22 protein-coding genes and 2 tRNA genes are annotated in these 23,215 nt (G+C 68.0%); 10 read left to right on the plus strand and 14 right to left on the minus strand.

Annotated elements, in window-relative coordinates; genetic code table 11:
• Positions 1-49 precede the first annotated feature (49 nt).
• The 6 genes from GZ67_RS0104070 to pstB all read left to right on the plus strand — a co-directional run bounded on the left by GZ67_RS0104070 (position 50) and on the right by pstB (position 7,447).
• Complete coding sequence (locus tag GZ67_RS0104070) at positions 50-2,215, plus strand: RNA degradosome polyphosphate kinase (protein ID WP_029262777.1); 2,166 nt, start codon at positions 50-52, stop codon at positions 2,213-2,215.
• Complete coding sequence (locus GZ67_RS0104075) at positions 2,212-3,201, plus strand: NUDIX hydrolase (protein ID WP_051662329.1); 990 nt, start codon at positions 2,212-2,214, stop codon at positions 3,199-3,201. Before GZ67_RS0104070 ends, GZ67_RS0104075 begins: the two co-directional genes overlap by 4 nt.
• 151 nt (positions 3,202-3,352) lie before the next feature.
• Complete coding sequence (locus GZ67_RS0104080; RefSeq protein WP_029262779.1) at positions 3,353-4,453, plus strand: phosphate ABC transporter substrate-binding protein PstS; 1,101 nt, start codon at positions 3,353-3,355, stop codon at positions 4,451-4,453.
• 105 nt (positions 4,454-4,558) lie between these two features.
• Positions 4,559-5,536: a phosphate ABC transporter permease subunit PstC gene (gene pstC / locus GZ67_RS0104085; protein WP_051662330.1), complete on the plus strand. Its 978-nt coding sequence runs from the start codon at positions 4,559-4,561 to the stop codon at positions 5,534-5,536.
• Between the two features lies 1 nt (position 5,537).
• Positions 5,538-6,638, plus strand: coding sequence for a phosphate ABC transporter permease PstA (gene pstA, locus GZ67_RS0104090; RefSeq protein ID WP_029262781.1), 1,101 nt, complete (start codon positions 5,538-5,540; stop codon positions 6,636-6,638).
• 29 nt (positions 6,639-6,667) lie between these two features.
• A complete protein-coding gene (gene pstB / locus GZ67_RS0104095; protein ID WP_029262782.1) occupies positions 6,668-7,447 on the plus strand; it encodes a phosphate ABC transporter ATP-binding protein PstB in 780 nt (259 codons plus the stop codon).
• 73 nt (positions 7,448-7,520) lie between these two features.
• Here the strand turns inward: pstB and GZ67_RS0104100 are convergent, their stop codons facing one another.
• The 5 genes from GZ67_RS0104100 to GZ67_RS0104120 all read right to left on the minus strand — a co-directional run bounded on the left by GZ67_RS0104100 (position 7,521) and on the right by GZ67_RS0104120 (position 12,373).
• Positions 7,521-8,405 (minus strand): aminodeoxychorismate lyase, encoded by an 885-nt coding sequence (locus GZ67_RS0104100; protein ID WP_029262783.1) that lies wholly within the window; start codon positions 8,403-8,405, stop codon positions 7,521-7,523.
• 189 nt (positions 8,406-8,594) lie between these two features.
• Entirely contained in the window at positions 8,595-9,224 is a 630-nt protein-coding gene (locus tag GZ67_RS0104105) for a hypothetical protein (RefSeq protein ID WP_029262784.1), read from the minus strand.
• A gap of 29 nt (positions 9,225-9,253) precedes the next feature.
• Positions 9,254-10,033 (minus strand): anti-sigma factor, encoded by a 780-nt coding sequence (locus tag GZ67_RS0104110; protein WP_029262785.1) that lies wholly within the window; start codon positions 10,031-10,033, stop codon positions 9,254-9,256.
• Positions 10,030-10,629 (minus strand): ECF RNA polymerase sigma factor SigK, encoded by a 600-nt coding sequence (gene sigK / locus GZ67_RS0104115; RefSeq protein ID WP_029262786.1) that lies wholly within the window; start codon positions 10,627-10,629, stop codon positions 10,030-10,032. Before sigK ends, GZ67_RS0104110 begins: the two co-directional genes overlap by 4 nt.
• Before the next feature lie 31 nt (positions 10,630-10,660).
• Positions 10,661-12,373, minus strand: a complete 1,713-nt coding sequence (locus GZ67_RS0104120; protein WP_029262787.1) for a cytochrome c biogenesis protein DipZ — start codon at positions 12,371-12,373, stop codon at positions 10,661-10,663.
• A 164-nt stretch (positions 12,374-12,537) separates the two neighbouring features.
• On the opposite strand from GZ67_RS0104120, the gene GZ67_RS0104125 reads away from it, so the two are divergent.
• Together GZ67_RS0104125 and GZ67_RS0104130 are read left to right on the plus strand one after the other, a co-directional pair.
• Positions 12,538-13,200, plus strand: a complete 663-nt coding sequence (locus GZ67_RS0104125) for a fasciclin domain-containing protein (protein ID WP_029262788.1) — start codon at positions 12,538-12,540, stop codon at positions 13,198-13,200.
• Between the two features lie 134 nt (positions 13,201-13,334).
• Positions 13,335-13,407, plus strand: a tRNA-Lys gene (locus GZ67_RS0104130).
• A gap of 28 nt (positions 13,408-13,435) precedes the next feature.
• Here GZ67_RS0104130 and GZ67_RS0104135 read toward each other — a convergent pair.
• A complete protein-coding gene (locus tag GZ67_RS0104135) occupies positions 13,436-13,900 on the minus strand; it encodes a hypothetical protein (RefSeq protein ID WP_029262789.1) in 465 nt (154 codons plus the stop codon).
• A gap of 175 nt (positions 13,901-14,075) precedes the next feature.
• Between GZ67_RS0104135 and GZ67_RS0104140 the strand changes: the two genes are divergently transcribed.
• A complete protein-coding gene (locus GZ67_RS0104140; RefSeq protein WP_029262790.1) occupies positions 14,076-14,621 on the plus strand; it encodes a type 1 glutamine amidotransferase domain-containing protein in 546 nt (181 codons plus the stop codon).
• A 9-nt stretch (positions 14,622-14,630) separates the two neighbouring features.
• Here the strand turns inward: GZ67_RS0104140 and GZ67_RS0104145 are convergent, their stop codons facing one another.
• On the minus strand, positions 14,631-15,146 hold the full coding sequence (locus GZ67_RS0104145) for a CGNR zinc finger domain-containing protein (protein ID WP_029262791.1): 516 nt from the start codon (positions 15,144-15,146) through the stop codon (positions 14,631-14,633).
• A gap of 25 nt (positions 15,147-15,171) precedes the next feature.
• On the opposite strand from GZ67_RS0104145, the gene GZ67_RS0104150 reads away from it, so the two are divergent.
• The gene (locus tag GZ67_RS0104150) at positions 15,172-15,387 is read left to right on the plus strand and encodes a hypothetical protein (RefSeq protein WP_029262792.1); all 216 of its coding nucleotides are present in this window, start codon (positions 15,172-15,174) and stop codon (positions 15,385-15,387) included.
• A gap of 45 nt (positions 15,388-15,432) precedes the next feature.
• Here GZ67_RS0104150 and GZ67_RS0104155 read toward each other — a convergent pair whose 3' ends face one another.
• The 7 genes from GZ67_RS0104155 to topA all read right to left on the minus strand — a co-directional run bounded on the left by GZ67_RS0104155 (position 15,433) and on the right by topA (position 23,019).
• Positions 15,433-15,966, minus strand: a complete 534-nt coding sequence (locus GZ67_RS0104155; protein ID WP_029262793.1) for a DUF1697 domain-containing protein — start codon at positions 15,964-15,966, stop codon at positions 15,433-15,435.
• The gene (locus GZ67_RS0104160; protein ID WP_029262794.1) at positions 15,963-16,544 is read right to left on the minus strand and encodes an isochorismatase family protein; all 582 of its coding nucleotides are present in this window, start codon (positions 16,542-16,544) and stop codon (positions 15,963-15,965) included. The genes GZ67_RS0104155 and GZ67_RS0104160 overlap by 4 nt, the downstream gene beginning before the upstream one ends.
• Before the next feature lie 66 nt (positions 16,545-16,610).
• A tRNA-Thr gene (locus GZ67_RS0104165) sits at positions 16,611-16,683 on the minus strand.
• Between the two features lie 69 nt (positions 16,684-16,752).
• Positions 16,753-18,309: an alpha/beta hydrolase gene (locus tag GZ67_RS0104170; RefSeq protein WP_029262795.1), complete on the minus strand. Its 1,557-nt coding sequence runs from the start codon at positions 18,307-18,309 to the stop codon at positions 16,753-16,755.
• Complete coding sequence (locus tag GZ67_RS0104175; protein ID WP_029262796.1) at positions 18,306-19,463, minus strand: DNA polymerase III subunit delta'; 1,158 nt, start codon at positions 19,461-19,463, stop codon at positions 18,306-18,308. Before GZ67_RS0104175 ends, GZ67_RS0104170 begins: the two co-directional genes overlap by 4 nt.
• Before the next feature lie 56 nt (positions 19,464-19,519).
• The gene (tmk, locus tag GZ67_RS0104180; protein ID WP_029262797.1) at positions 19,520-20,149 is read right to left on the minus strand and encodes a dTMP kinase; all 630 of its coding nucleotides are present in this window, start codon (positions 20,147-20,149) and stop codon (positions 19,520-19,522) included.
• Positions 20,146-23,019: a type I DNA topoisomerase gene (gene topA / locus GZ67_RS0104185; protein ID WP_029262798.1), complete on the minus strand. Its 2,874-nt coding sequence runs from the start codon at positions 23,017-23,019 to the stop codon at positions 20,146-20,148. Before topA ends, tmk begins: the two co-directional genes overlap by 4 nt.
• Positions 23,020-23,215 lie beyond the last annotated feature (196 nt).

The raw sequence follows: 23,215 nt of genomic DNA on the forward strand, positions 1-23,215 counted from the left end.
ACGGACGCTGTTCACACGAGCGTCACCCGGCGGTGCTTAGATGTACCCCATGATCGATCCCGCACTCGCCGACGCCGGCCTCGGAGACGCCGAAGACGATGACTTCGACGCCATCGAGTCCCCCGACTCCCAGCTCCCGGACCACCGCTACCTGGATCGCGAGCTGAGCTGGCTCGCTTTCAACCAGCGCGTGCTGGAGCTCGCCGAGGATCCGTCGCTGCCCGAACTCGAACGGGCCAACTTCCTGGCGATCTTCGCCAGCAACCTCGACGAGTTCTTCATGGTGCGCGTGGCGGGTCTCAAGCGGCGCATCATGACCGGGCTCGCGGTGCCGACCAACATCGGCCGCTCCCCCGTCGACGCGCTCGCGGACATCTCCCGCGAGGCGCACGCCCTGCAGCTGCGCCACGCGGACGCGTGGATCTCGCTGGTGCGCCCCGCCCTTGCCGAGTCCGGCGTGGAGATCACCGACTGGTCGGAGCTCACCGACGGCGAGCGCTCCGCGCTGTCCGAGTACTTCCAGGCCCAGGTCTTCCCGGTGCTGATGCCGCTGGCGGTCGACCCGGCGCACCCGTTCCCGTACATCTCCGGGCTCTCGCTGAACCTCGCGATCCGCATCCGCAACGCGCGGACCGGTCGGCAGGAGTTCGCGCGCCTCAAGGTGCCACCCATGCTCCCCCGCTTCGTGGAGGTACCCGGCGGCGGCGAGATCAAGCGCTTCCTGCGTCTGGAGGAGCTCATCGCGAACCACCTGGGCGACCTGTTCCCGGGCATGGAGGTGCTCGATCACCACGCGTTCCGACTCACGCGCAACGAAGACGTGGAGATCGAGGAAGACGAGAGCGAGAACCTGATCCAGGCGCTCGAGGCCGAGCTGCTCCGTCGCCGGTTCGGTCCGCCGATCCGCCTGGAGATCACCGACGACATGGATGACGTCACGATGGACCTGCTGGTCCGCGAACTCGACATCACCGACCTGGAGGTCTACCGCCTCCCCGGCCCGCTCGATCTGCGCGGCCTCTTCGACCTGTCCCGCATCGACCGACCCGACCTGCGGTATCCGCCGCACCTGCCCACCACGGCCGTGGCCTTCCAGCCCGCGGGATCGAGCAACCGCGCCGACATCTTCAAGGCGATCCGCAAGTCGGACGTGCTCGTGCACCACCCGTACGAGTCGTTCACGACCAGCGTCCAGGCGTTCCTCGAACAGGCCGCCCGTGACCCGCACGTGCTCGCCATCAAGCAGACGCTGTACCGCACATCGGGCGACAGCCCGGTCGTACAGGCGCTGATCGACGCCGCGGAGGCCGGCAAGCAGGTGCTGGCACTCGTCGAGGTGAAAGCCCGATTCGACGAGGCCAACAACATCGTCTGGGCGCGCAAGCTCGAGAAGGCCGGCGTGCACGTGGTCTACGGACTCGTCGGGCTGAAGACGCACTGCAAGCTCGCGCTCGTCATCCGCGAGGAAGACGGCAAGCTCCAGCACTACTCCCACGTCGGCACCGGCAACTACAACCCGAAGACCAGCCGTATCTACGAGGACTTCGGCCTCTTCACCGCAGACGCGCAGGTCGGCAAGGATCTGACCCGACTCTTCAATGAGCTCAGCGGCTATGCCATCGAGAAGAAGTTCAAGAGGCTCCTGGTCGCCCCTCTGCACCTCCGGAAGGGCCTCGTCCGCCAGATCGACGCCGAACGCAAGAACGCCGAAGCGGGCGTGCCCGCGCACATCCGCATCAAGGTCAACTCGATGGTCGATGAGGAGATCATCGACGCGCTGTACCGCGCGAGTGCTGCGGGAGTGAAGGTCGACGTCTGGGTGCGCGGCATCTGCAGCCTGCGTACGGATCTCGACGGCATCAGCGACAACATCACCGTGCGCAGCATCCTCGGCCGCTACCTGGAGCATTCGCGGATCTTCGCGTTCGAGAACGGCGGCGACCCGCAGGTGTACATCGGCAGTGCAGACATGATGCACCGCAACCTCGACCGTCGCGTCGAAGCGCTGGTGCGGGTCACCGACCCCGCCCACCTGAAGGAGCTGCAGACGTTCTTCGACCTGGCGATGGATGCCGGGACGACCTCGTGGCACCTGGGTGCCGGTGGCGTCTGGGAGCGCCACGCCGAGGACGCGGACGGCAAGCCCCTGATCGACCTGCAGGATAAGACCATGGGGTTGATCCAGCGGCGTCGCCGCGCACGGGCGGTGCGATGACCGGGCGGCAGCTGCAGCTCCCACCCGACACCGCGAACGGGTCGAAGTGGGCGGACAAGGCCGTGTACGCGGCGGGAGCCGTCGTCTGGCGACTCGTCGACGGCAAGCTGCGCATCCTCCTGATCCACCGCACGAAGTACCGCGACGTCACGCTGCCCAAGGGCAAGGTCGACCCCGGAGAGATGCTCGCCGAGACCGCCGTCCGGGAAGTGCACGAAGAGACCGGCATCCGCGTCTCGCTCGGGGTGTCGGTCGGTGTGAGCCGGTATCACCTGGCGTCCCAGAAGCAGAAGGTCGTGCACTACTGGGCAGCGGAAGCGACGGACTCCGCCATCCGGGAGTCGACGTTCGTGCCCAACCGCGAGATCGCCGCGCTGGAGTGGGTCAGTGTGAAGAAGGCGCGTGCGCGCCTGAGCTACCCCGTCGACCTGGAGATCCTCGACTTCTTCGCCAACCTCGTCGACGACGGAGTGCTGCGCACCTTCCCCGTGATCGCGCTGCGGCATGCGAAGGCCACGCCCCGTTCGGAGTGGGACGGATCGGATGCCTCCCGGCCGCTCACCGAGCGCGGTCGAAAGCAGGCGAAGTCGATCGTGGGACCGCTGCGTGCCTTCGGAGTGCGCCGGATCGTGACGAGCGACGCGGTGCGCTGCGTCGAGACGATCACCCCGCTCGCCCGTGCACTCGATCGCAAGCCGGTGAAGACCGACAAGATGAGCCAGGACGCCTGGGAGGACGGCGAGTCCGATCTGCGCTCGGTCGTCGGACGCCGCATCCGCGCCGGCAAGCCGGCCGTGCTGTGCAGCCACGGGCCGGTGCTGCCCGGTCTGCTCTCGGAGATCGCGCTGGCCACCGGCACCATCCAGGGCTCGTATCTCAGCAGCGCCGCAGACCTCGAGCCGGCCGCGTTCTCCGTCGTCCACCTCTCCGCCACGAATCCCGGATCGGGCATCATCGCGATCGAGACCCACGTCCCGAAGGTCTGACGCTTCCTTGATTTCTCGCGGGAGCGCCCCAGAGAGTCGCCCGTCGTTCACCTGCCGTTCACCTGCTCGGGAGAGTCTCGTTAACCGTCGCCCCTAGCGTCACTGTGTGCCCTGCACCGGGCCCCACCCATCAAAGATCGAAGGATCCACAGTGAAGATCTCCCGAATCGCACGAATCGGCGCCATCGGCGCCGTGGCCGCTCTCGCCCTCGCCGGCTGTGCCGCGAACGAAGGCGGCACCGGCTCGAGCGAGGCTCCTGCCGAGTCCACGCTCTCCGGCACCATCGACGCCACCGGCGCCTCCTCGCAGGCCGCCGCCCAGGAGGCCTGGGTCGCCGCGTTCCAGACCGCCAACCCCGACGTGACCGTCAACTACGAGCCCACGGGCTCCGGCACCGGTCGTGAGAACTTCCTCGAGGGCGGCAGCAACTTCATCGGCTCCGACCGCGCATTCAACGATGAGGAGATCGCCGCCGGCGGCTTCGGCGCCTGCACCACGGACGACATCGTCGAGGTCCCCCTCTACATCTCGCCCGTCGCCGTCGCCTTCAACCTCGAAGGCGTCGACGCCCTGAACCTGGATGCCGCCACCATCGCGGGCATCTTCGCGGGCACGATCACCAACTGGAACGCGCCGGAGATCGCCGCGCTGAACGACGGCGTCGAGCTCCCCGACCTGGCGATCTCGCCGGTGCACCGCTCCGACCCCTCGGGAACGCAGGAGACCTTCGCGAAGTACATGAGCGCGACGGCACCCGATGTCTGGACCTACGAGGTCTCCGATGAGTGGCCGATCCAGGGCGGGGAGGCCGCACAGGGCACCTCCGGCGTCAAGCAGGCCATCACGGCCGGCAACGGAGCCATCGGGTTCCTCGACGCATCGCAGGCCGATGGCCTCGGCCAGGTCGCCGTGGGCGTCGGCGAGGAATTCGTCCCGTACTCGGCGGAGGCCGCTTCGAAGCTCGTCGAGGGCTCGCCGCTCGCCGAGGGCCGCGGCGAGGCCGACCTCGTCTTCGACGTCGACCCGGCCGCCGCCGCGGACGGCGCCTACCCGATCGCCCTGGTCAGCTACCTCATCGGCTGCGAGCAGTACGAGGACAGCAACGTCGCGGGGCTCGTGAAGGAGTACTTCTCCTACATCGCGAGTGCCGAGGGCCAGGACGCCGCTGCGGAGAACGCCGGCAGCGCCCCGATCTCGGACGGCCTGCGCGAGCAGGTGCTGGCCGCGATCGACCTGATCCAGGTCGGCTGATCCAGCCGATCCACTGACAGCGGTGCCCCCGCGTCCCGACGGGGCGCGGGGGCACCTCCCGGTCAGTATCCGATCCACATCTACCCGGCCCGAAACAGGGAGATCATGAGCACGACCGCGCAGGCGCCCACACCGGCACCGGCCAAAGCGCCGCCCGCACCGATCAAGGCGAAGCAGCGACTCGGAGACCGGGTCTTCTCCGGCACCGCGCTCGGGGCGGGGATCATCATCCTCATCGTCCTCGCGCTCGTCGCCGCCTTCCTCTTCATCCAGAGCCTCCCGGCGTTCCAGCTCGACACCAGCGATAACCACATCCTCAAGGGCGAGTCCTTCTGGGTGTACGTGTGGCCGCTGGTCTTCGGCACGCTCTGGGCCTCGTTCATCGCCCTGCTCATCGCCGCTCCGATCGCCATCGGCATCGCCCTGTTCATCTCGCACTACGCGCACCGGAGGCTCGCGGCCTTCCTCGGATACGTCATCGATCTGCTCGCCGCCGTGCCGTCCGTGGTGTTCGGCCTCTGGGGCGGGCTGGTGCTCGCTCCCCTGCTGCAGCCCATCTACGCCTGGCTGAACACGAACGCCTCCTGGGTCCCGTTCTTCGGCGGCCAGGTCTCGTCGACGGGCAAGACGATCCTCACCGCAGCTCTCGTGCTCGCGGTGATGTGCATCCCGATCATGACGGCCATCTGCCGCGAGGTCTTCCTGCAGACACCGAAGCTCCACGAAGAAGCGGCACTCGCCCTCGGCTCCACGCGGTGGGAGATGGTCCGCATGGCGGTGCTCCCCTTCGCCCGCGGTGGCATGGTGTCCGCCGCGATGCTTGCCCTCGGACGAGCACTCGGCGAGACCATGGCCGTGACCATGGTGCTCTCCCCCTCGGCCGTCGTCAGCTTCCTGGTGCTCACCGCCACCAACCCGACGCCGATCCCCGCCAACATCGCCCTGGCCTTCCCAGAGGCGCACGGCACCGGTGTCAACACGCTCATCGCCACCGGCCTCATCCTCTTCGTCGTGACCTTCGCGGTCAATGCGCTGGCGCGCTGGATCGTCGCGCGCCGCGCCGAGTTCTCGGGAGCGAACTGACATGACCACCCTCACCTCCGCTCCCCCCGCCTCGGCCAACGCTGCCTCGCTCACCTCCGGCAAGCTGCCGACGTGGGCGCCGTGGGCCCTGCTCGCGGCATCCTTCGCCATCTCCGCCGCGATCTTCGGGGTCGCCGCCGCAGCCGCAGGGTCCAGCCTCGCCGACTTCAACATCGTCGGCACAGCGATCGTCGGCATCCTGCTCTACATGGTCATCATCACGGTGATCTCGTCGATCGCGGAGAGCCGCCGCAAGGCCATCGACCGGCTGATGACGGCACTCGTCGCCACGGCCTTCCTGATCGCCCTGCTTCCCCTCGTGTCGCTGCTGTGGACGGTCGTCGCCAACGGCATCGAGCGGTTCGACGCCGAGTTCTTCAGCTACTCGATGCGCAACGTCGTCGGTGAGGGCGGCGGCATCGTGCACGCCATCTGGGGCACGGTGCTCATCACCCTGACCGCCACCGTCATCTCGGTGCCGATCGGTCTGATGACCTCCATCTACCTCGTCGAATACGGCCGCGGCAAGATCGCGAAGGCCATCACGTTCTTCGTCGACGTGATGACCGGCATCCCGTCGATCGTCGCCGGTCTGTTCATCTACGCCGCGTTCGCCCTCATCTTCAAGCCCGGCATCTCGATGGGCTTCATGGGCGCGCTCGCCCTCGCCGTGCTGATGACACCGGTGGTCGTGCGCGGCAGCGAGGAACTGCTGCGGATCGTCCCGAACGAGCTCCGCGAGGCTTCCTACGCCCTGGGCGTTCCGAAGTGGCTGACCATCCTGAAGGTCGTACTGCCGACCTCGATCGCCGGCATCATGACCTCGGTCATGCTCGCGATCTCCCGAGTCATCGGCGAGACCGCGCCGCTGCTGCTCACCGCCGGCTTCACTCAGAGCATGAACCTGAACATCTTCAACGGTCAGATGATGACCCTGCCGGTGTTCGCCTACAACCAGTACATGAATCAGGGCACGAGCCCCGACGCCGCCGTCGCGCGCGCGTGGGCCGCCGCCCTCACCCTCATCCTCATCGTCATGGTCCTGAACCTGCTCGCGCGTCTCATCGCGAAGTGGTTCGCCCCGAAGGTCTCCGGCCGCTGAGCGCCCGACCACTCAGAACAGGAATCCACGTGTCCAAGAGCATCGAAGTCAACGACCTCAACGTCTACTACAGCAACTTCCTCGCCGTGGAGGGCGTCTCCCTCGACATCCAGCCGCGCAGCGTGACCGCCTTCATCGGCCCCTCGGGGTGCGGCAAGTCCACGTTCCTGCGCACCCTGAACCGCATGCACGAGGTCATCCCCGGCGCCCGCGTCGAAGGTGAGGTGCTGCTCGACGGCAAAGACCTCTACGGTCCCGGCGTCGACCCGGTGCTCGTGCGTCGTCAGGTCGGCATGGTCTTCCAGCGGCCGAATCCGTTCCCCACGATGTCGATCAAGGAGAACGTGCTCGCGGGCGTCAAGCTCAACAACACCCGGATGTCGAAGAGCGACCAGGACGCCCTGGTCGAGAAGTCACTCACGGGTGCGAACCTGTGGAATGAGGTCAAGGACCGGCTCGACCGCCCGGGATCCGGCCTGTCCGGCGGGCAGCAGCAGCGTCTGTGCATCGCCCGCGCGATCGCCGTGTCGCCCGAGGTGCTGTTGATGGACGAGCCGTGCTCGGCTCTCGACCCGATCTCGACCTACGCGATCGAGGAGCTGATCGGCGAGCTCAAGAACGAGTTCACGATCGTCATCGTCACGCACAACATGCAGCAGGCGTCCCGCGTGTCCGACAAGACGGCCTTCTTCAACATCGCCGGCACCGGCAAGCCGGGCAAGCTCATCGAGTACGACGACACGACGAGCATCTTCACCACCCCGTCCGTGCAGGCCACCGAGGACTACGTCTCCGGCCGCTTCGGGTGAGTCGAGGCTGACGGAAGAGGGTTCGGGAACTTCGGTTCTCGGACCCTCTCGCGTGTCGGCGACGCCTCGACGCTCAGTCGCGCGGGGAGAGCAGGTAGCGATTCAGGTCGGCGGTGAGGGCGGCGTCGACCGGGAGCGAGACATCGTCGACGGCGGTGATCGCCGCAGCGAGGCGGACGCTCGACACGAGCCACGCGGCATCCGCCTGCGGGAGATCCGTCGCCGGGATGCGGTCGTAGCCGACGTCGAAACCCTGTGCCGCGAGATGGTCGTACACGCTGAGCTGGGTCGTGCCGTGCAGGATGCCGCCGTTCGGGGCGGGGGTGACGAAGCGGTCGCCGAACCGGAGGATCAGCGAAGCCGTCGGCGCCTCCAGCACGAAGCCGTCGCTCGACAGGAAGATCGCGTCGTCCGCCCCGCGCCGGTGCGCCTCACGCAGAGCAGCCATGTTCACGGCGTAAGAGAGGGTCTTGGCGCCTAGCAGCAGCCACGGCGCCCGCTCGGCCGCGCCCAGGTCGTATCCGCGGTCGAGGGTGACGACACGCACGCCCTGCTCCCGTACGGCGGAGAAATCGGATGCCGGCGCCGCCGTCACCCATGCCGTCGGCGTGGGCCCGTGCTCGACGCCGCGGCTGAGGATGAGCTTGATCACGGATTCGCCCGCACCGAGCTGTGCCGCGGCCCGGTCGATGGCCTGGCGCCACTGCGCGAGGTTCGGCACCGGAAGGTCGCACAGGCGTGCCGAGTGCGCGAGCCGCTCGAGGTGCGGGACGACTTCCTGCGCATGCCCGTCGACCACGCCGATCGACTCGAACACGCCGTCACCGCGCTGCGTGCTCAGCTCTCCCACGCTGAGCGCGGGGGCCGCGGCATCCACCTGCGTGAACGTGTCGGCGTAGTCGGAGCGCTGCTCCTCGGCGGGCACGGGATCGATCATGAGTGCGAAACGCCCGGTCATGATCCGAGCCTAGAGGGCGGGAATAGCCACCGCCGCATCGCGTTACAATTGAGTGGCCGGGCCGCATAACCCCGGGCTCCATTTTTCGCCGCTACGAGCGGCCTTCCGCCGAGAGGCGTTCTTGCGGCCCGGTCTTTTCTTTGTCCGGGCTCTATTCTGCAGGGCCGGCGGCCCGCCGGAGCGTGTCCGTCAGCTGAGAGCCCCCGTGCGCCACAGCACCGCTGCGGCCGCCAGATCCTGCGCATAGCTGCTGAGTCGCAGCGCTCGGGTGGTCAGTTCGCTGGCTCGCGCCGGTTCGGTGGGCTCGTAGTCGTCCGCCGAGTGGGTCGCCCCCGAAGCCTGCACCCGGCAGAACGCGGCGGCGCGGTCGAGAGCCACCGCGAAGTCCCCGCGGAACGCCCCGCGCAGGATCGTGTCGATCAGCGCGACGAGCTCGTCAGGGCTCGCCGGCACCGGAGCGCCGGCGATCACGACATCGGCCGAGGCCAGCTCCACCCGACCGCGGTCGTAGAGCAGCGCGGCCGTGCGGGCGTCGGCGTGGATCGCGAGCTGCAGCACGTACAGGCGCCACAGCGCGCCGGGAAGCGTGCGGGACGGAGCCTTCGACCACAGCTCCGCGATCTCGTCGATGCCGTGCTCGGAGGTGAAGGCCACGAGCCGCTCCGCGCTGGCACCGCTCTCGTCCGCACGGACGCGCGTCAGCAGAGCGGATGCCGTGGCGTGTGCGACCCGCGTCTCTTCGGCGGGATCGTGCGCGCCGACGATGTTGTCGAAGGAGGAGGACGGTCGGCGCACAGGGCGGTGGTGCTGCTCAGGCATCCCTCCAGGGTACGCGCGATCGGCGACGCTCAGGCCGTGGGGATGACGATCACCGGGTCAGACGTCGGTTGCCCCGTCGGCGAGCCGCCGGCCTGTTCGACGGTCACCGCGATCGCATCTCCTGCCTGCATGTCGCCATCGAGCAGGGCTGTCGCCTCACCGCCGTCGACATCGAACACGCCTGCCGAGACGGGGGCGTCACCGCGCACGAACCAGAGTTCGTAGGTCTCGCCCTCCCCGGGATTCGGGAGCCCGTCGGCCACGAGCACGGCCTTGCCGACCGAGCCCGACCAGTGCGCCGTCGCCGTTCCGCCGTCATCGAGCGCGACCGTCGCCTGCTCGGCGTCTCCCGCCGCTTCGATCTCTTGCAGGGCGACCACGCTCGCGGGGCGGTTCAGCTGCTGATTCAGAGCCACTGCGCCGATGCCGACGCCGACGAGGAGGGCGAGGCACGCGGCCAACGCGAACACCGTGCGAGTCCATCGGCGCGGCTTCGGGGATTCGGCGGCGGCCTCCTCCGTCGTGAAGCTCTCCGGTGCCGGAGCGGCCGCACGCGGCTCGTCGCCGTCCGACTCGATTCTCTGTGGCGTGACGGCGATCTGCGCGAGCAGGGCGGACCGGATGCTCGCGGGCGGATCTACCGTCGCGGCCGTCTCGGCGAGTAGCCCGGCCGCACCGGCATCCGCCTCGACGATGGCCTGCCACTCGGGGTGCGCGGCGAGTGCGTCACGGAAACGGCGCTCGTCGTCTGCCGACAGCGCGTGCAGGGCGGCACCTGCCGCGAGCTCTGCGAACTCTCTCTCGTTCATGCCGTCACCCCCATCGCCGTGCGCAAACGGGTCAGCCCGTCTCGCATCCGTGTCTTGATCGTCCCCAGCGGCGCGCCCACCAGGGCCGCGATCTCGTTCTGACTGTAACCGCCGTAGTAGGCGAGGACGAGTGCCTCGCGCTGCACCTCAGGAAGCCCCGAGAGAGCGTCGACGACCTTCTCGCCTTCGATTCCCAGCTCCACCTGTTCTGCGACGCTGTCGTGTGCCACACCGATGTCCTTGAATCCGGCCCGCACATCGCGGTCGGCGCTCGACTGCGATGCCCGCACCCGGTCGACGGCCCGACGATGTGCGATCGTCATGACCCACGTTCGTCCTTGACCTCTGTTCGGAGCGAAGCGGGAAGCGGATTGCCAGATCTCCAGGAAGACCTCCTGCAGGACCTCCTCGCTCTGCGCCCGGTTGACCAGCACGCGGAGGATCAGCCCGAAGGCGCGGGAGGAGAGGGCGTCGTAGAGGGCCGCGAAGGCAGCCTGGTCACCGTCGGCGACGCGCACGAGGAGGTCGCCGACAGCATCCTGCGTCGCGCCGTCCTCCGGGACGTCCATTCCATCGATGACCATCTCCACAAGCATGCCGCATCTCCTCTCCGTACCCGTGCAGACGTCACCCGAATGTGAAGGAATAGACCTGGATTCCGGGCGGGACGTCGAGCGTGAGGGTGCCTTCGGCGATGTCGGCCTGCTTCAGCAGCTCGTACGAGCGCGGGGTCCCGTCGATCGCGATCGTCTCCGTCGATCCGTCGTCGCGACGGAGCTCGATGTCGCCGGTTCCGGCGACCACGACCCGCACCTCGGCGGCGTGATACTCGAGGCTGATCCGTCCGTCATCGCCCTCTGGCGTCGCGTACTGCGTCTCGATCGTCCAGTCGCCGTCGAGCGCGAAGCTGTCGGCCGGCTGATCCTTCGGGAACGTGTACGCGTTGGTGCCGGAGCGGTAGTCGCCGTCGCCGCCGTAGTTGACGTCCTTCGACGAACCGAGGAATGTCTCCCTCGTCGTCGACCCCACATCGGGTGTGTCATCTTCGACGTCTGTCGCACCGGGAAGGTCGACGGACGGATCCGCGTCCTTCAACAGCTCGCGGATCATCGACTCGGTCGCGGCGTAGTTGCCCTCTCCGAACGAGATGTGGCGCACGGTTCCCTCTGCATCGATCAGGTAGTGGGCGGGCCAGTAGCGGTTGCGGTAGTTCGTCCACGTCGACAGGTTGTTGTCGAGGGCGACCGGGTATTCGATGCCGAAGTCTCGCGCGCCGGCCGCCACATTGCCCGGGTCCTTCTCGAACGCATACTCGGGAGAGTGGATGCCGATCACCTGCAGGCCCGCATCGCGGTACGCCTCATCCCAGGCGACCACGTGCGGGAGCGAACGCTGGCAGTTGATGCACGAGTACGCCCAGAAGTCGATCAGCACCACCTGACCGCGCAGGTCCTTCAGGTCGAGCGCCTCCCCGTTCGGGGTGTTGAGCCATTCCTGGATGCCCTTGATCGACGGCGCCGTTCCGCACGACTCGAGTTCCTCGGCACCGTTGGTGCACTTGTCGAGATCTTTGTTCTCTTCGTTGACGAGTCCGCCGAGATCGAGGGCGTCCTTCACCTGGTCGGAGTCGGCGATCTGCTCCTGGAGCGGAGCCGTGTAGTCGGGCAGCAGACGCTGCAGCGCCTGGGGCACGTTGAACACGAGCCCGACGGCGAGCGCGATCATCGCGATGCCGGCGGCGATGCGCAGCCCGCGCTCCTTCGAGCGGAAGGAGCGGATGCGCTCGACGACGCTGCGGCCGGCGAGGGCGAAGATCAGCAGCGGCACCGCCACGCCGATCGAGAACGACACGGTGAGCAGCACGGTTCCGATGCCGATCTGACCGGTGGAGCCGGCGACGATGATGGCGGCCAGCACGGGGCCGGCGCACGGCACGAAGACCGCACCCAGCGCGAGGCCGACGCCGAAGCCGCTCCCCCGGTTCTTCACCTCGCGCTGACCGAACCGCTGGAACGGGCGCTCGAGGATGTGCTGGAACCGCGGCACGATGAGCCCGACGCCGATGATGATCAGCACCGCGATGCCGACCCAGCGGATGATGTCCTGCGGCAGATTCAGCAGCCCGAGCAGCAGTGAGCCGCCGAGCGTGACGAGCGTGAAGCTCAGCACCAGCCCCGCGATCACGAAGTACGGGCGGCTGCGCCTGGCGGGCACCACCTCGTCTTCATACCGCGCGGACTGGGCGCCCCCGGTGAGGAAGATCACGGGCAGCACGGGCAGGATGCACGGCGAGATGCCGGTGATGAGCCCGCCGAGCAGGCCGATGATGATCAGGTCCATGAGGTCCCCACTTCTGTCGGGAGCTGTTCGCTCCGGGGACGACAACGGATTGGATTCGATCGATCTGAGAGATTTCTGAGATTTCTCCCATCCGATCTCGAAGGTGCTCCGAACAGCCCTCGACGCCACGGAGAGGCCGTGGCTCAGTTCTGAAGGAGCTCGACATGTTCAGCACCAAGAAGAAGGTCACCGCAGCCATCACCCTCGGCCTGGCGAGCGCGTTCCTGCTCTCCGCCTGTTCGATGGGCAGCGGCAGCACCACGGAGGAGTCCACCGAGCCCAAGACTCCGGAGACGTCGGAGTCGACGCCGATGGAGGAGATGGACCCGGCCGCGAACCTCGTGGGCCCCGGTTGCGCCGCCTACGCCGAAGCTGTGCCGGAGGGCGCAGGATCGATCCAGGGCATGTCCCAGGACCCGGTCGCCGTCGCCGCATCCAACAACCCGATGCTGACCACGCTGGTCGCAGCGGTGAGCGGACAGCTCAACCCCGACGTGAACCTCGTCGACACGCTCAACGGAGACGAGTTCACCGTGTTCGCACCGGTGGATGACGCCTTCGCGAAGATCGACCCGGCCACCATCGAGGCTCTCAAGACCGACAGCGAGACGCTGAGCTCGATCCTGACCTACCACGTGGTCCCCGGCCAGATCGAGCCGGCCGACATCGAGGGCATGCACAAGACGGTCCAGGGTGCCGAGCTCGAAGTCACCGGCAGCGGCGATGACTGGATGGTCAACGACGCCAAGGTCGTCTGTGGTGGAGTGCAGACCGCGAACGCGACCGTGTACCTGATCGACACGGTCCTGATGCCCCCGGCTTCCTAAGCACGGGATGGCCGGGAGGAGGACCCGGCACGCGGCCTTCTCGGGGTAGGGGGAGCCACCCGGGAAGGAGAAGGGGCCGCCGGCGACGTTCTGTCGCCGACGGCCCCTCGTCGTGCGCACTAGACTTTGAGCAGGGGCCTCTAGCTCAGTTGGCAGAGCATCGGACTTTTAATCCGCGGGTCGTGGGTTCGAGCCCCACGGGGCCCACCGCAGGGTGAGCGCGGCGGCACCTGTCTCAGGATTCGCCGTCGTGCTCGCCCGCCAGCAGTTCCGCGCGGATGTCGGCCACGCCACTGGGCAGCGTCTCGCCTTCGAGTTCGAACGTCGGGGCTTTCGGGGTACCGCCGATCGCGCACACCGCGACGCTGTCCTGGCCGTCCAGCGTCTTGGGGATGACGACGAACCAGAGGGACTTCTCCGCAAGCCACTCGGTGGTCGCCATGTCGGCGTAGTAGGTCGCGTCCGGTGCCAGGCTGCGTGTCTTCTCGGTGCAGAGCTTCACGAGCTGGGGGCCGGAGAATTCCGAGGCGGCCTCCGTCGGGTCCGGGGTCGGCGCGGAGGTCTCAGACGGTGTGGGAGTGGGCGACGTGGGCGCAGAGGTCGACGACGTCGACGGCGACGGGCTCGGAGCCGGCTCGGGGGCGCAGGCCGCGAGCAGAACGAGCATCGGCAGGAGGACGAGAGCAGGACGAACGCGCATGTCTGGATGCTACTGCTGCCGCAGCGGAATCCGAGGGGAGCGCTCCGGAGACGACGGCTTCTCCTGTATCACCGGCTCCTCGCAGAGGCCACCCCCTTCCCACATTCGGGTGTCCCGGGAGAGGGTCTACTCGTCCGCTCCCCGCGGACGACCCTCCACGAAAGGACGACGAACCATGACTCTCACCGGCAACCGAGTGGCATTCCTGGCGACGGACGGATTCGAGGACAGCGAGCTCACCAGCCCGTGGGATGCGGTGACCGCCGAGGGCGCGAGCGCGACGCTGATCGCCCCGGATGGCGCCGCGATCACCGGGAAGAACGGTCACGAGCAGGCCGTGGATCTCCTCGCCTCCGACGCGTCGGCCGACCAATTCGACGCGCTCGTGCTTCCCGGCGGCGTCGTGAACGCCGACCACCTGCGCCTCGACAAGCCGTCGATCGCCCTGGCGCGGGCCTTCTTCGAGCAGCACAAGCCCGTGGGCGTGATCTGCCACGGTGCCTGGATCCTCATCGAGGCCGGTGTCGTGGACGGCCGGACGCTCACCAGCTACCCGAGCCTGACGACTGACCTCCGAAACGCCGGGGCGAGCTGGGTCGACGAGGAGGTCGTCGTGGACGAGGGCCTCGTCTCCAGCCGCACTCCCGACGACCTGCCTGCGTTCAACGCGAAGCTCGTCGAAGAGATCGGCGAGGGCAAGCACTCCGGGCAGACCGCCTGAGCGGTGGTGTCAGGCCCGCGCCCGGTGCCGTCGGACGGCCGCGCGGTTCGCACAGCGCACGGAGCAGAAGCGCTGACGGCCGTTGCGGGTCACGTCCGCGACGACATTCGTGCACGGCGCGGCCTGACACCTGCCGAGCCTGCTCATCCCCCGTGTCACGAGGTGCAGCGAGGTGCCGAGGCTGATGATCGCCCGCAACACGTAGGGCAGTGACGGCACGTCATCGCGGTAGTGCAGGTGCCAGCCCTCCCCGTCGTGGTTAGTGAGCCGGGGGTAAGCGGCTGCTGCCGCGAGCTGCGCGTTCAGCAGCAGAGCCCGGGCATCGGGGTCGGGCTCGTCGACGATCGCGAGCCAGTCATCGATGACCGTCTTGATCCGCTCATGATCATCGGCCGCCGGCGGGAACGTCTGCGTCATGCCTAGTTCGAGGGTGCGCTCCTCGATCCCGGCGCGGTCGGCCGGCCAGTCGTTGGCGAGGGAGGCGGCCAGCAGCACCGCGTATTCGCCGTAAGGGTTGAGATGCATAAGACCATTACATCACGCTGGGTACATGACCTCGCAGAACACGCTCCCGATCCCCCGCATCCGGCCCGAAACCGCGTCCCATGAGCACGCATGGCTCGTCGAGTCGCGGCATCCGACGAGTGAGGGCGTCATCCTCTACGTGCGGTGCGGGGGATGCGGCACCCGCCGCGTCGACCTGCAGTCGCACCCGCACACGCCGCCGACCGCGCTGAGCACGGAGACCGGCGGGGTCCAGGGCTGAGACTCAGGCCTCGACGATCTCCGGCGCCGTCACTCCGTCACTCCGTCACTCCGTCAGCTCGATGAGTGTGCGCGTCGTCCGGAGGTTGCGGGCGGTCCCGGCCACGCCCAGCGCACGGTCCAGCACCCCCTTCGTGAGCTTCGTGGAGTGCACTCCACCACTCCCGTAGTCGATCCACAGGTCGTTCCCCACGAGCTCCAGACGCTCCTCCGGCAGGAGTCGTCTCCCCAGCGCCTCGACCGCCCCCGCCGAGGGCGTCCCCTCGAGGAACATCGCGTGCACGAACTTCACGTCACCCTCGGGAAACGGCTGAGCGGATTCCGACGCGACCAACTGCGTGTGCGTTCGGTGGATGACCGGAGTGTCGACCCCGAACTCCTCATGGATGAGCGAGCGGACGAGGGCGCACGCGGCACCCGGGTTCTCCGGGGTCGCACAGACGATGTTGCCGCTCGCGATGTAGGTAGACACGTCGGCGAGATCGGTATCGGTCGCCAGCACCTCTCGCAACCGTGCCATCGGCACGCTGTTGCGTCCGCTGACGTTCACAGCCCGAAGCAGCAGGACGCTGCGGTTCACGCGTCGGTGCTCTCGACCAATTCCGCACCCGCGTGCACGAGTTCTGCGAGGGCCGCTTCGCTCGGCTCCGGAGCCACCCCGGCCACGAGGTCGGTCAGAATCCGTACATGGACGCCGTGCGCGATCGCGTCGAGCGCGGACGCCCGGACGCAGTGATCGGTCGCGATGCCGACCACATCGGCACTGAGCACTCCCGCGGCAGTGAGGAGCGCTCCGACGGTCTCACCCGCCTCCGTCTCCCCCTCGAACATCGAGTACGCGGGTTTGCCCTGTCCCTTGCGGACATGGTGCGTCACGGCATCCGTCACCAGGAGCGGGTCGTAGTCGGCACCTTCCGTGCCCGCGACGCAGTGCACGGGCCAGGAGTCGACGAAGTCGGGCGTGCCGGCGAAGTGTCCGCCGTTGTCGCCCTCCGCGTCATGCCAGTCCCGCGAGGCGACGATCACCGCGTAGTCGGAGGAATGCGCGGCGAGGAACGTCGTGACGGCAGCGGCCACCGCATCACCGCCCGTCACGGCGAGTGCACCACCCTCGGTGAAATCGTTCTGCACATCGACGATCAGAAGCGCTCTGCTCATGATTCGAGGGTACGCCGCTGGAACGGGAAAGGCCCCGTGATGTTCTTCACATCACGGGGCCTTCGGAGCCGCTTGTCAGAATCGAACTGACGACCTTTTCATTACGAGTGAAATGCTCTGCCGACTGAGCTAAAGCGGCGTGCGACGCGTGAGCGGCGCGATCACCGATATTACCCTGTCTCGTGCCCGGTCGCGAATCGAGCCCGCCTCACTCGCAGCGCAGGCCGTCTTCGGGCACCACATCGTCGAGCAGGAACGCTTCGACGGCGTCGTCCACACAGACGTTGCCCTTGTTGTACCCGGTGTGGCCCTCGCCGACGCGGGTGATCAGGACCCCTTCTTCGAGCTGGTCCGCCAGCGACTCGGACCACTCGTACGGCGTCGCCGGATCGTTCGTCGTGCCGATCACGAGAATGGGTCCTGCACCCTCAGCCGCGATCTCGCCGCGCGTGCCGGTGGGCGGGTAGGGCCAGACCTCGCAGGAGTCCGGTCCGGTCCAGTACGGGGCGATGGTCGGCGCGCCCTCGGCGATCTTGGCCTCGATCGCGGCTTCGGCGGCCGGGTCGTCTTCGACCGGGTAGTCCATGCAGTTGTATGCACGGAAGGCCTCGGTGGAGTTGTCGGTGTAGATTCCGTCATCGCCGCGTTTGTTGTAATAGTCGGCGAGCAGGAACGCCGTGGTCGGGTCTCCCTGCAGCGCCTCATCGAGGGCCTGGGTGAGGATGTCCCAGCTTTCCTGGGCGTAGAGCGCGGCGATGATCCCCGTCAGCAGGGAGTCCGCGCCCATCATCCGCCCATCGCCGTTCTCGAGCGGAGTGCGGTCGACGCTCGCCAGCAGCGCCCCGAGATCGGCCATCGCCTCGTCCACTGTGCCGTTGAAGGGGCAGTTCCCCGAGTCGAGACAGTTCTGCATGTAGGCGCGCAGCGCCGACTCGAAGCCCAGAGCCTGAGTCGCCCCGACCTCGAGACCCGGAACCGCCGGATCGATGGCGCCGTCGAGCACCAGGCGTCCGGCCTTCTCGGGGTAGAGCTTGGCATAGGTCGCGCCGAGGAACGTGCCGTAGGAGTAGCCGAGATAGTTGAGCTGCTTGTCGCCCAGCACCGCGCGGATCAGGTCCATGTCGCGGGCGGAGTTGACCGTCGTGATGTGCGGCAGGATGCCGTCACTGTTCGCCTCGCATGCCTCGGCGAACGACTTGTGCGCGTCGAGCAGCTCGGCTTCCCACTCCGCGGTGCCACGGGCGGCGGACGGGATGCCGTAGAGGTAGTCGTCCATCTCCGGTGCGTCGTAGCAGGTCACCGCGGTGGAGCCCCCGACTCCGCGCGGGTCGAAGCCGATCACGTCGTAGTTCTCGATGAGATCAGGTCCCACCGCGAAGTCGAGGCTGCTCTGGACGAGCTCCACACCGCTCGATCCGGGACCGCCCGGGTTCGTCAACAGGGAGCCGACGGGGGTCCCCTGCGCGCGATGGCGGATCACCGACAGGCTGATGTCACCGGCTCCCGGGTTCTCCCAGTCGAGGGGCGCCGTCACCTCGGTGCAGTCGAAGCCGGGGCCGCAGTCCGTCCACTCCAGTTCCTGCGAATAGAACGGCAGCAGATCTTCGGCGACCCCGTCGGTGTCGGGGACGATGGTCGTCGCCGGCCGCGACGACTGCTCGGGGATCATGGCGTAGAGACAGCCCGAGAGGGCGACGGATGCCGCGGCGAGGCCGGCGATGACCGCGGCGGCGCGACGGAAGCGGGAAGTCGATCGGTTGTTCACGGTTTCCTCCCGCGCGTGATCGTCACGAGCAAGCTCTCCAGTGCGAGCAGCGGAGCGACGTTGCGCTCCAGCGACTGCCGCGTCTCGGCAAGGTGGTCAAGTACGACAAGGGTACGGGCCTCAGGCCAGGCCGACGCGAGGCCTTCCAGCTCGGGGCGCAGCTCGCGGTTGATGAGATCGTCGCCGCGGCCGAACTGCAGCATGATCACGTCGCGGAACAGCGACTGCAGGTCGGTGAGCACGCGGTCGATGCCGTCACGCAGGCTGCGCGTGGCGCGCTTCTTCTGATCGTCTTCGAGCGCCGAGAGCTGTGTGCGCAATGCCGGCGGCACGGCCTGCCCCTCGGCGATTCCGATCGTGCGCAGGAGCGAAGCCCGCTCCTGCGCGTCGCGCTCCGCCGTGAGGGCCTTCGCGTCTTCGGTCGCGGCCTGGATGATCCGACCCGCGACATCGACTGCATCGCCGACACCACGGACGCCGATGACGGACCGCAGGGTCTCGTCGCGCCGACGCCGAGCCGCGTCATCGGTGGCGAGACGCTGCGCCATCCCGATGTGGCGCTGCGAATGCCGCGCCGCCTGCTCGGCGACGGCCTCATCGGCCCCCGTGCGCAGGGTGATGAGCCGGGCCACATCGGCGACATCCGGCTCCCGCAGTCGCAGCGAGCGGACCCGGGAGCGGATCGTCGGCAGCAGGTCGGCCTCGCTGGGCGCGCACAGGATCCACACCGTCTGCTCGGGCGGCTCCTCGAGTGCTTTCAGCAGCACATTGGAGGTGCGTTCGACCATGCGATCGGCGTCTTCGACGACGATGACGCGGTACCGACCCGCGGAGGGTGCGAAGTAGGAGCGCTCCACGAGAGCGCGGGCCTCGGCGATCGTGATGATCACCTTGTCGGTGCGGAGCGCCGTGACGTCGGGATGGGTGCCCGCGAAGACCTGCCGCATCACCGCCTCATCTTCGGGGTGGTCGGCGACCAGAGCGGCCGCGAACGCATACGCGAGAGTCGAACGGCCGGATCCGGGCGGGCCGGTGATCAGCCAGGCATGCGAGAGCGCACCCGGATCGGATGCCGCCGCACGGAGCGTGTCGACGGCAGCATCCTGCCCCCACACGTCCGCCCACGGGAAAGGAGGAGGAACGGTGCGGGGCATGCACTCAGCCTAATCGCGACCACCGACGCCGACGGCATGGGTGTCACTCGCGCAGGTCAGCCGAGCAGTGCGCCGACCCGCGCACGGATCTGCTCCGCGATCACCGTCGGCGCTGCGGCGGCGTCGAGGACGAGGAATCTCTCGGGCTCGGCCGCCGCGAGGGCCAGGTACGCGTCGCGAACGCGCCCGTGGAACTCCGCCTGTTCTGCTTCCAGCCGGTCGAACGGCTTGTCGGCGGAGTCGAGGCGGGTGCGGGCCGCAGCGGGGTCGAGGTCGAGCAGCACGGTCAGGTCGGGCAGCGCGCCTTCGGCCGCCCAGAGCGAAAGATCACGGATCTCGGTCGCATCGAGCACACGGCCGGCACCCTGGTACGCCACGGACGAGTCGAGGTAGCGATCCTGCAGCACGACATCCCCGCGGTCGAGTGCGGGTCGCACGACCGTCGCCACGTGGTGCGCGCGGTCGGCCGCGTAGAGCAACGCCTCGGCGCGCGGCGCGATGTCACCTCGATGATGCAGCACGATGTCGCGGATGAGCTGCCCGACCTCGGAACCACCGGGTTCGCGCGTGCGCACGACGGTGCGCCCGGTGCCTTCGAGCCACTCCGCGAGCAGAGTCGACTGCGTGGTCTTGCCAGAGCCGTCTCCGCCTTCGAGCGTGATCCACACCCCGTGACCTGGAGTCACGAGCTCGCCTTCTCCGCTGCCTTCGCGGCGGCGTTCGCCGCACGGGTGGCCGCAGCCTTCTTCGCCGCAGCCGACCGTGCGGCCGACGTCGCCGCCGTGGTCTTCTTCGCGGGGGTCTTCTTCGCGGTCGTCGACTTGGCCGCCGTCTTGGCTGCGGGCTTCTTGGCGGCGGCCTTCTTGGCCGGCGCCTTCTTGGCGGGCGCCTTCTTGGCCGCACCGCGCTTCGGAGCCGGGCCCTTGGCACGCTTGTCGGCGAGCATCTGCACGGCGATCTCGAACGTGATGTCCTCGACAGTCTGCCCGCGCGGAATCGTCACGTTCGTCTCGCCATCGGTCACGTAGGCCCCGAAACGGCCGTCGCGGATGCGGATCGGCTTACCGCTGACGGGGTCGGCCTCGAACTCGGCGAGTGCGCTGGATGCACGACGACCGGCACCGTACTTCGGCTGGGAGTAGATCTCCAGCGCCTGCTCGAGCGTGACGTCGAAGATCTGCGATTCGCTCTCGAGCGACCGCGAGTCGGTGCCCTTCTTCAAGTACGGACCGAAGCGGCCGTTCTGCGCCGTGATCTCGTCGCCCGATTCGGGGTCGACGCCCACCACACGCGGCAGGCTCAGGAGCTGCAGAGCGGTGTCGAGCTCGATCGTGTCGACCGACATCGAGCGGAACAGCGATGCGGTGCGCGGCTTCGGGGCCGTCTCCTTCTTCGCTCCACGCTTCGGCTTCGGGGCCTCGACGACCTCGCCGGTCGTCTCGTCGACCGCCGCGTCCTCGGACACCGGGTCGTTCTCCTGCACGTACGGACCGAACCGGCCGTCCTTGACGACGACGATCTTGCCGTTCTCCGGGTTCTCCCCGAGCACGCGGTCGCCCGCGACGGGAGCGTCGATGAGCTCCTGCGCCTTCTCGGCGGTTAGCTCGTCGGGCGCGAGGTCTTCCGGCACATTGACGATGCGCGGCTTGGCGTCGGGGTTCTCCGGGTCGGCGACCTCGAGGTACGGACCGTACTTGCCGAAGCGCAGCGTGGCGGTGTCCGTGATGCGGGTGGAGTTGAGGGCACGCGCGTCGATCTCGCCGAGGTTGTCGACGACCTGGCGGAGGCCGACGTGTGAGTCGGAGCCGAAGTAGAACGACTTGAGCCATTCCACGCGGTTCTGCTCGCCGCGGGCGATCGTGTCGAGGTCGTCCTCGAGCGCAGCGGTGAAGTCGTAGTCGACCAGCTCGGCGAAGTGCTCCTCGAGCAACCGGACCACGCTGAACGCGAGCCACGTCGGCACGAGTGCCTGTCCGCGCTTGACCGCATAACCGCGGTCGAGAATGGTCTCGGGGATCGAGGCGAAGGTCGAGGGACGGCCGATGCCCTTCTCTTCGAGGACCTTCACGAGCGACGCCTCGGTGTAGCGCGGCTTCGGCGTGGTGCGGTGCCCCTTGGCCTCCGCATCCGACACCGCGAGCTGATCTCCGACGGCGACGGCGGGGAGCGACTGGTTCTCGGTAGCATCCGCGTCGCCGCGCTTCTCGTCGCGGCCCTCTTCGTAGGCCTCCAGGAAGCCCTTGAAGGTGTAGACGGTTCCGGAAGCCGTGAACTCGGCCTTCTTCCCCGCGGCGTCGACGGCGATCGTGACCGTGGTGGTCTCGTACTTGGCGTCGGACATCTGGCTGGCGACCGTGCGCTTCCAGATGAGGTCGTAGAGGCGCTGCTCGTCGCGGTCGAGCTCGGACGAGAGAGAGGCGGGCGTGCGGAAGGTGTCTCCCGAGGGACGGATCGCCTCGTGCGCCTCCTGCGCGTTCTTGCTCTTGGACTTGTACACGCGCGGCTTCAGCGGCACCGCGGCGTCGCCGTAGAGGGCCACCGCCTGGCTCCGCGCCGCCTGCACCGCCTGGGTGCTCAGCGACGTGGAGTCGGTACGCATATAAGTGATGTAGCCCTTTTCGTACAGCCGCTGGGCCACGCCCATCGCCTGCTTGGCACCCATCGAGAGCTTGCGGCCCGCCTCCTGCTGCATCGTGGAGGTGGTGAACGGCGCATAGGGGCTGCGTGTGCCCGGCTTGGCTTCGACCTTGGTGACGCTGCCGGCGCCGACGGCGTCAACCGCCTCGGCGAGCGCGGCAGCGGTGGCCTCATCGAGGATGACGACGGCCTTCTTGAGCTTTCCGTCGTCGTCGAAGTCGGTGCCGCGGGCGAGCTGGCCGCCGTCGACACGCACGAGGCGGATCTTGAACGACGTGCCGGTCGCGGCTGCCTGAGCGTCGACGTCCCAGTACTCGGCCGAGGTGAACGCCATGCGCTCACGCTCGCGGTCGACGATGAGGCGGGTCGCGGCGGACTGCACGCGTCCGGCCGAGATGCCGGTCTTGACCTTGTACCAGAGGACAGGCGAGACGTCCCAGCCGTACAGGCGGTCGAGGATGCGGCGGGTCTCTTGCGCGTCGACGAGGTCGTGGTCGAGCTCACGCGTGTTGCCGACTGCCGCCTGGATCGCGTCCTTGGTGATCTCGTGGAACACCATGCGCTTGACGGGGACCTTGGGCTTGAGCGTCTCGAGCAGGTGCCAGGCGATCGCCTCGCCTTCGCGGTCCTCATCAGTGGCGAGCAGGAGCTCGTCGGCGCTCTTCAGTGCGCGCTTGAGTTCTGCGACCGTCTTCGTCTTGCGATCGGAGACGACGTAGTACGGGTCGAACCCGTTGTCGATGTCGATGGAGTACTTCCCGTAGGCCTGCTTGTCGGCAGCCGGGATGTCCTTCTTGTCAGCGAGGTCGCGGATATGGCCGACGGAGCTGAGTACCTCATAGCCGTCGCCGAGGTATCCCTGAATAGACCGCATCTTCGTCGGGGACTCGACGATGACGAGCTTCTTGCCTTCAGCCAAGGGTGCGTCCTTTCTTCGAAGCACACCATACACACCACTGTGTGGGGTCGTTCACAGTGAGTGAGGTCGCACGGCCGTCACTGTCCCTCGGGTGGCCCGGCACGGGCTCGGGAGACGGCTGCGAGTCCAGCGTACGCCGCCTGCACCTCCACGGTCGCCACGAAGCCCTCGAGAGAGCAGCCGGTGAGTGCCGCGC

The sequence above is a fragment of the Microbacterium sp. Cr-K20 genome (genome assembly GCF_000708325.1).
Classification (GTDB): Bacteria; Actinomycetota; Actinomycetes; order Actinomycetales; family Microbacteriaceae; genus Microbacterium.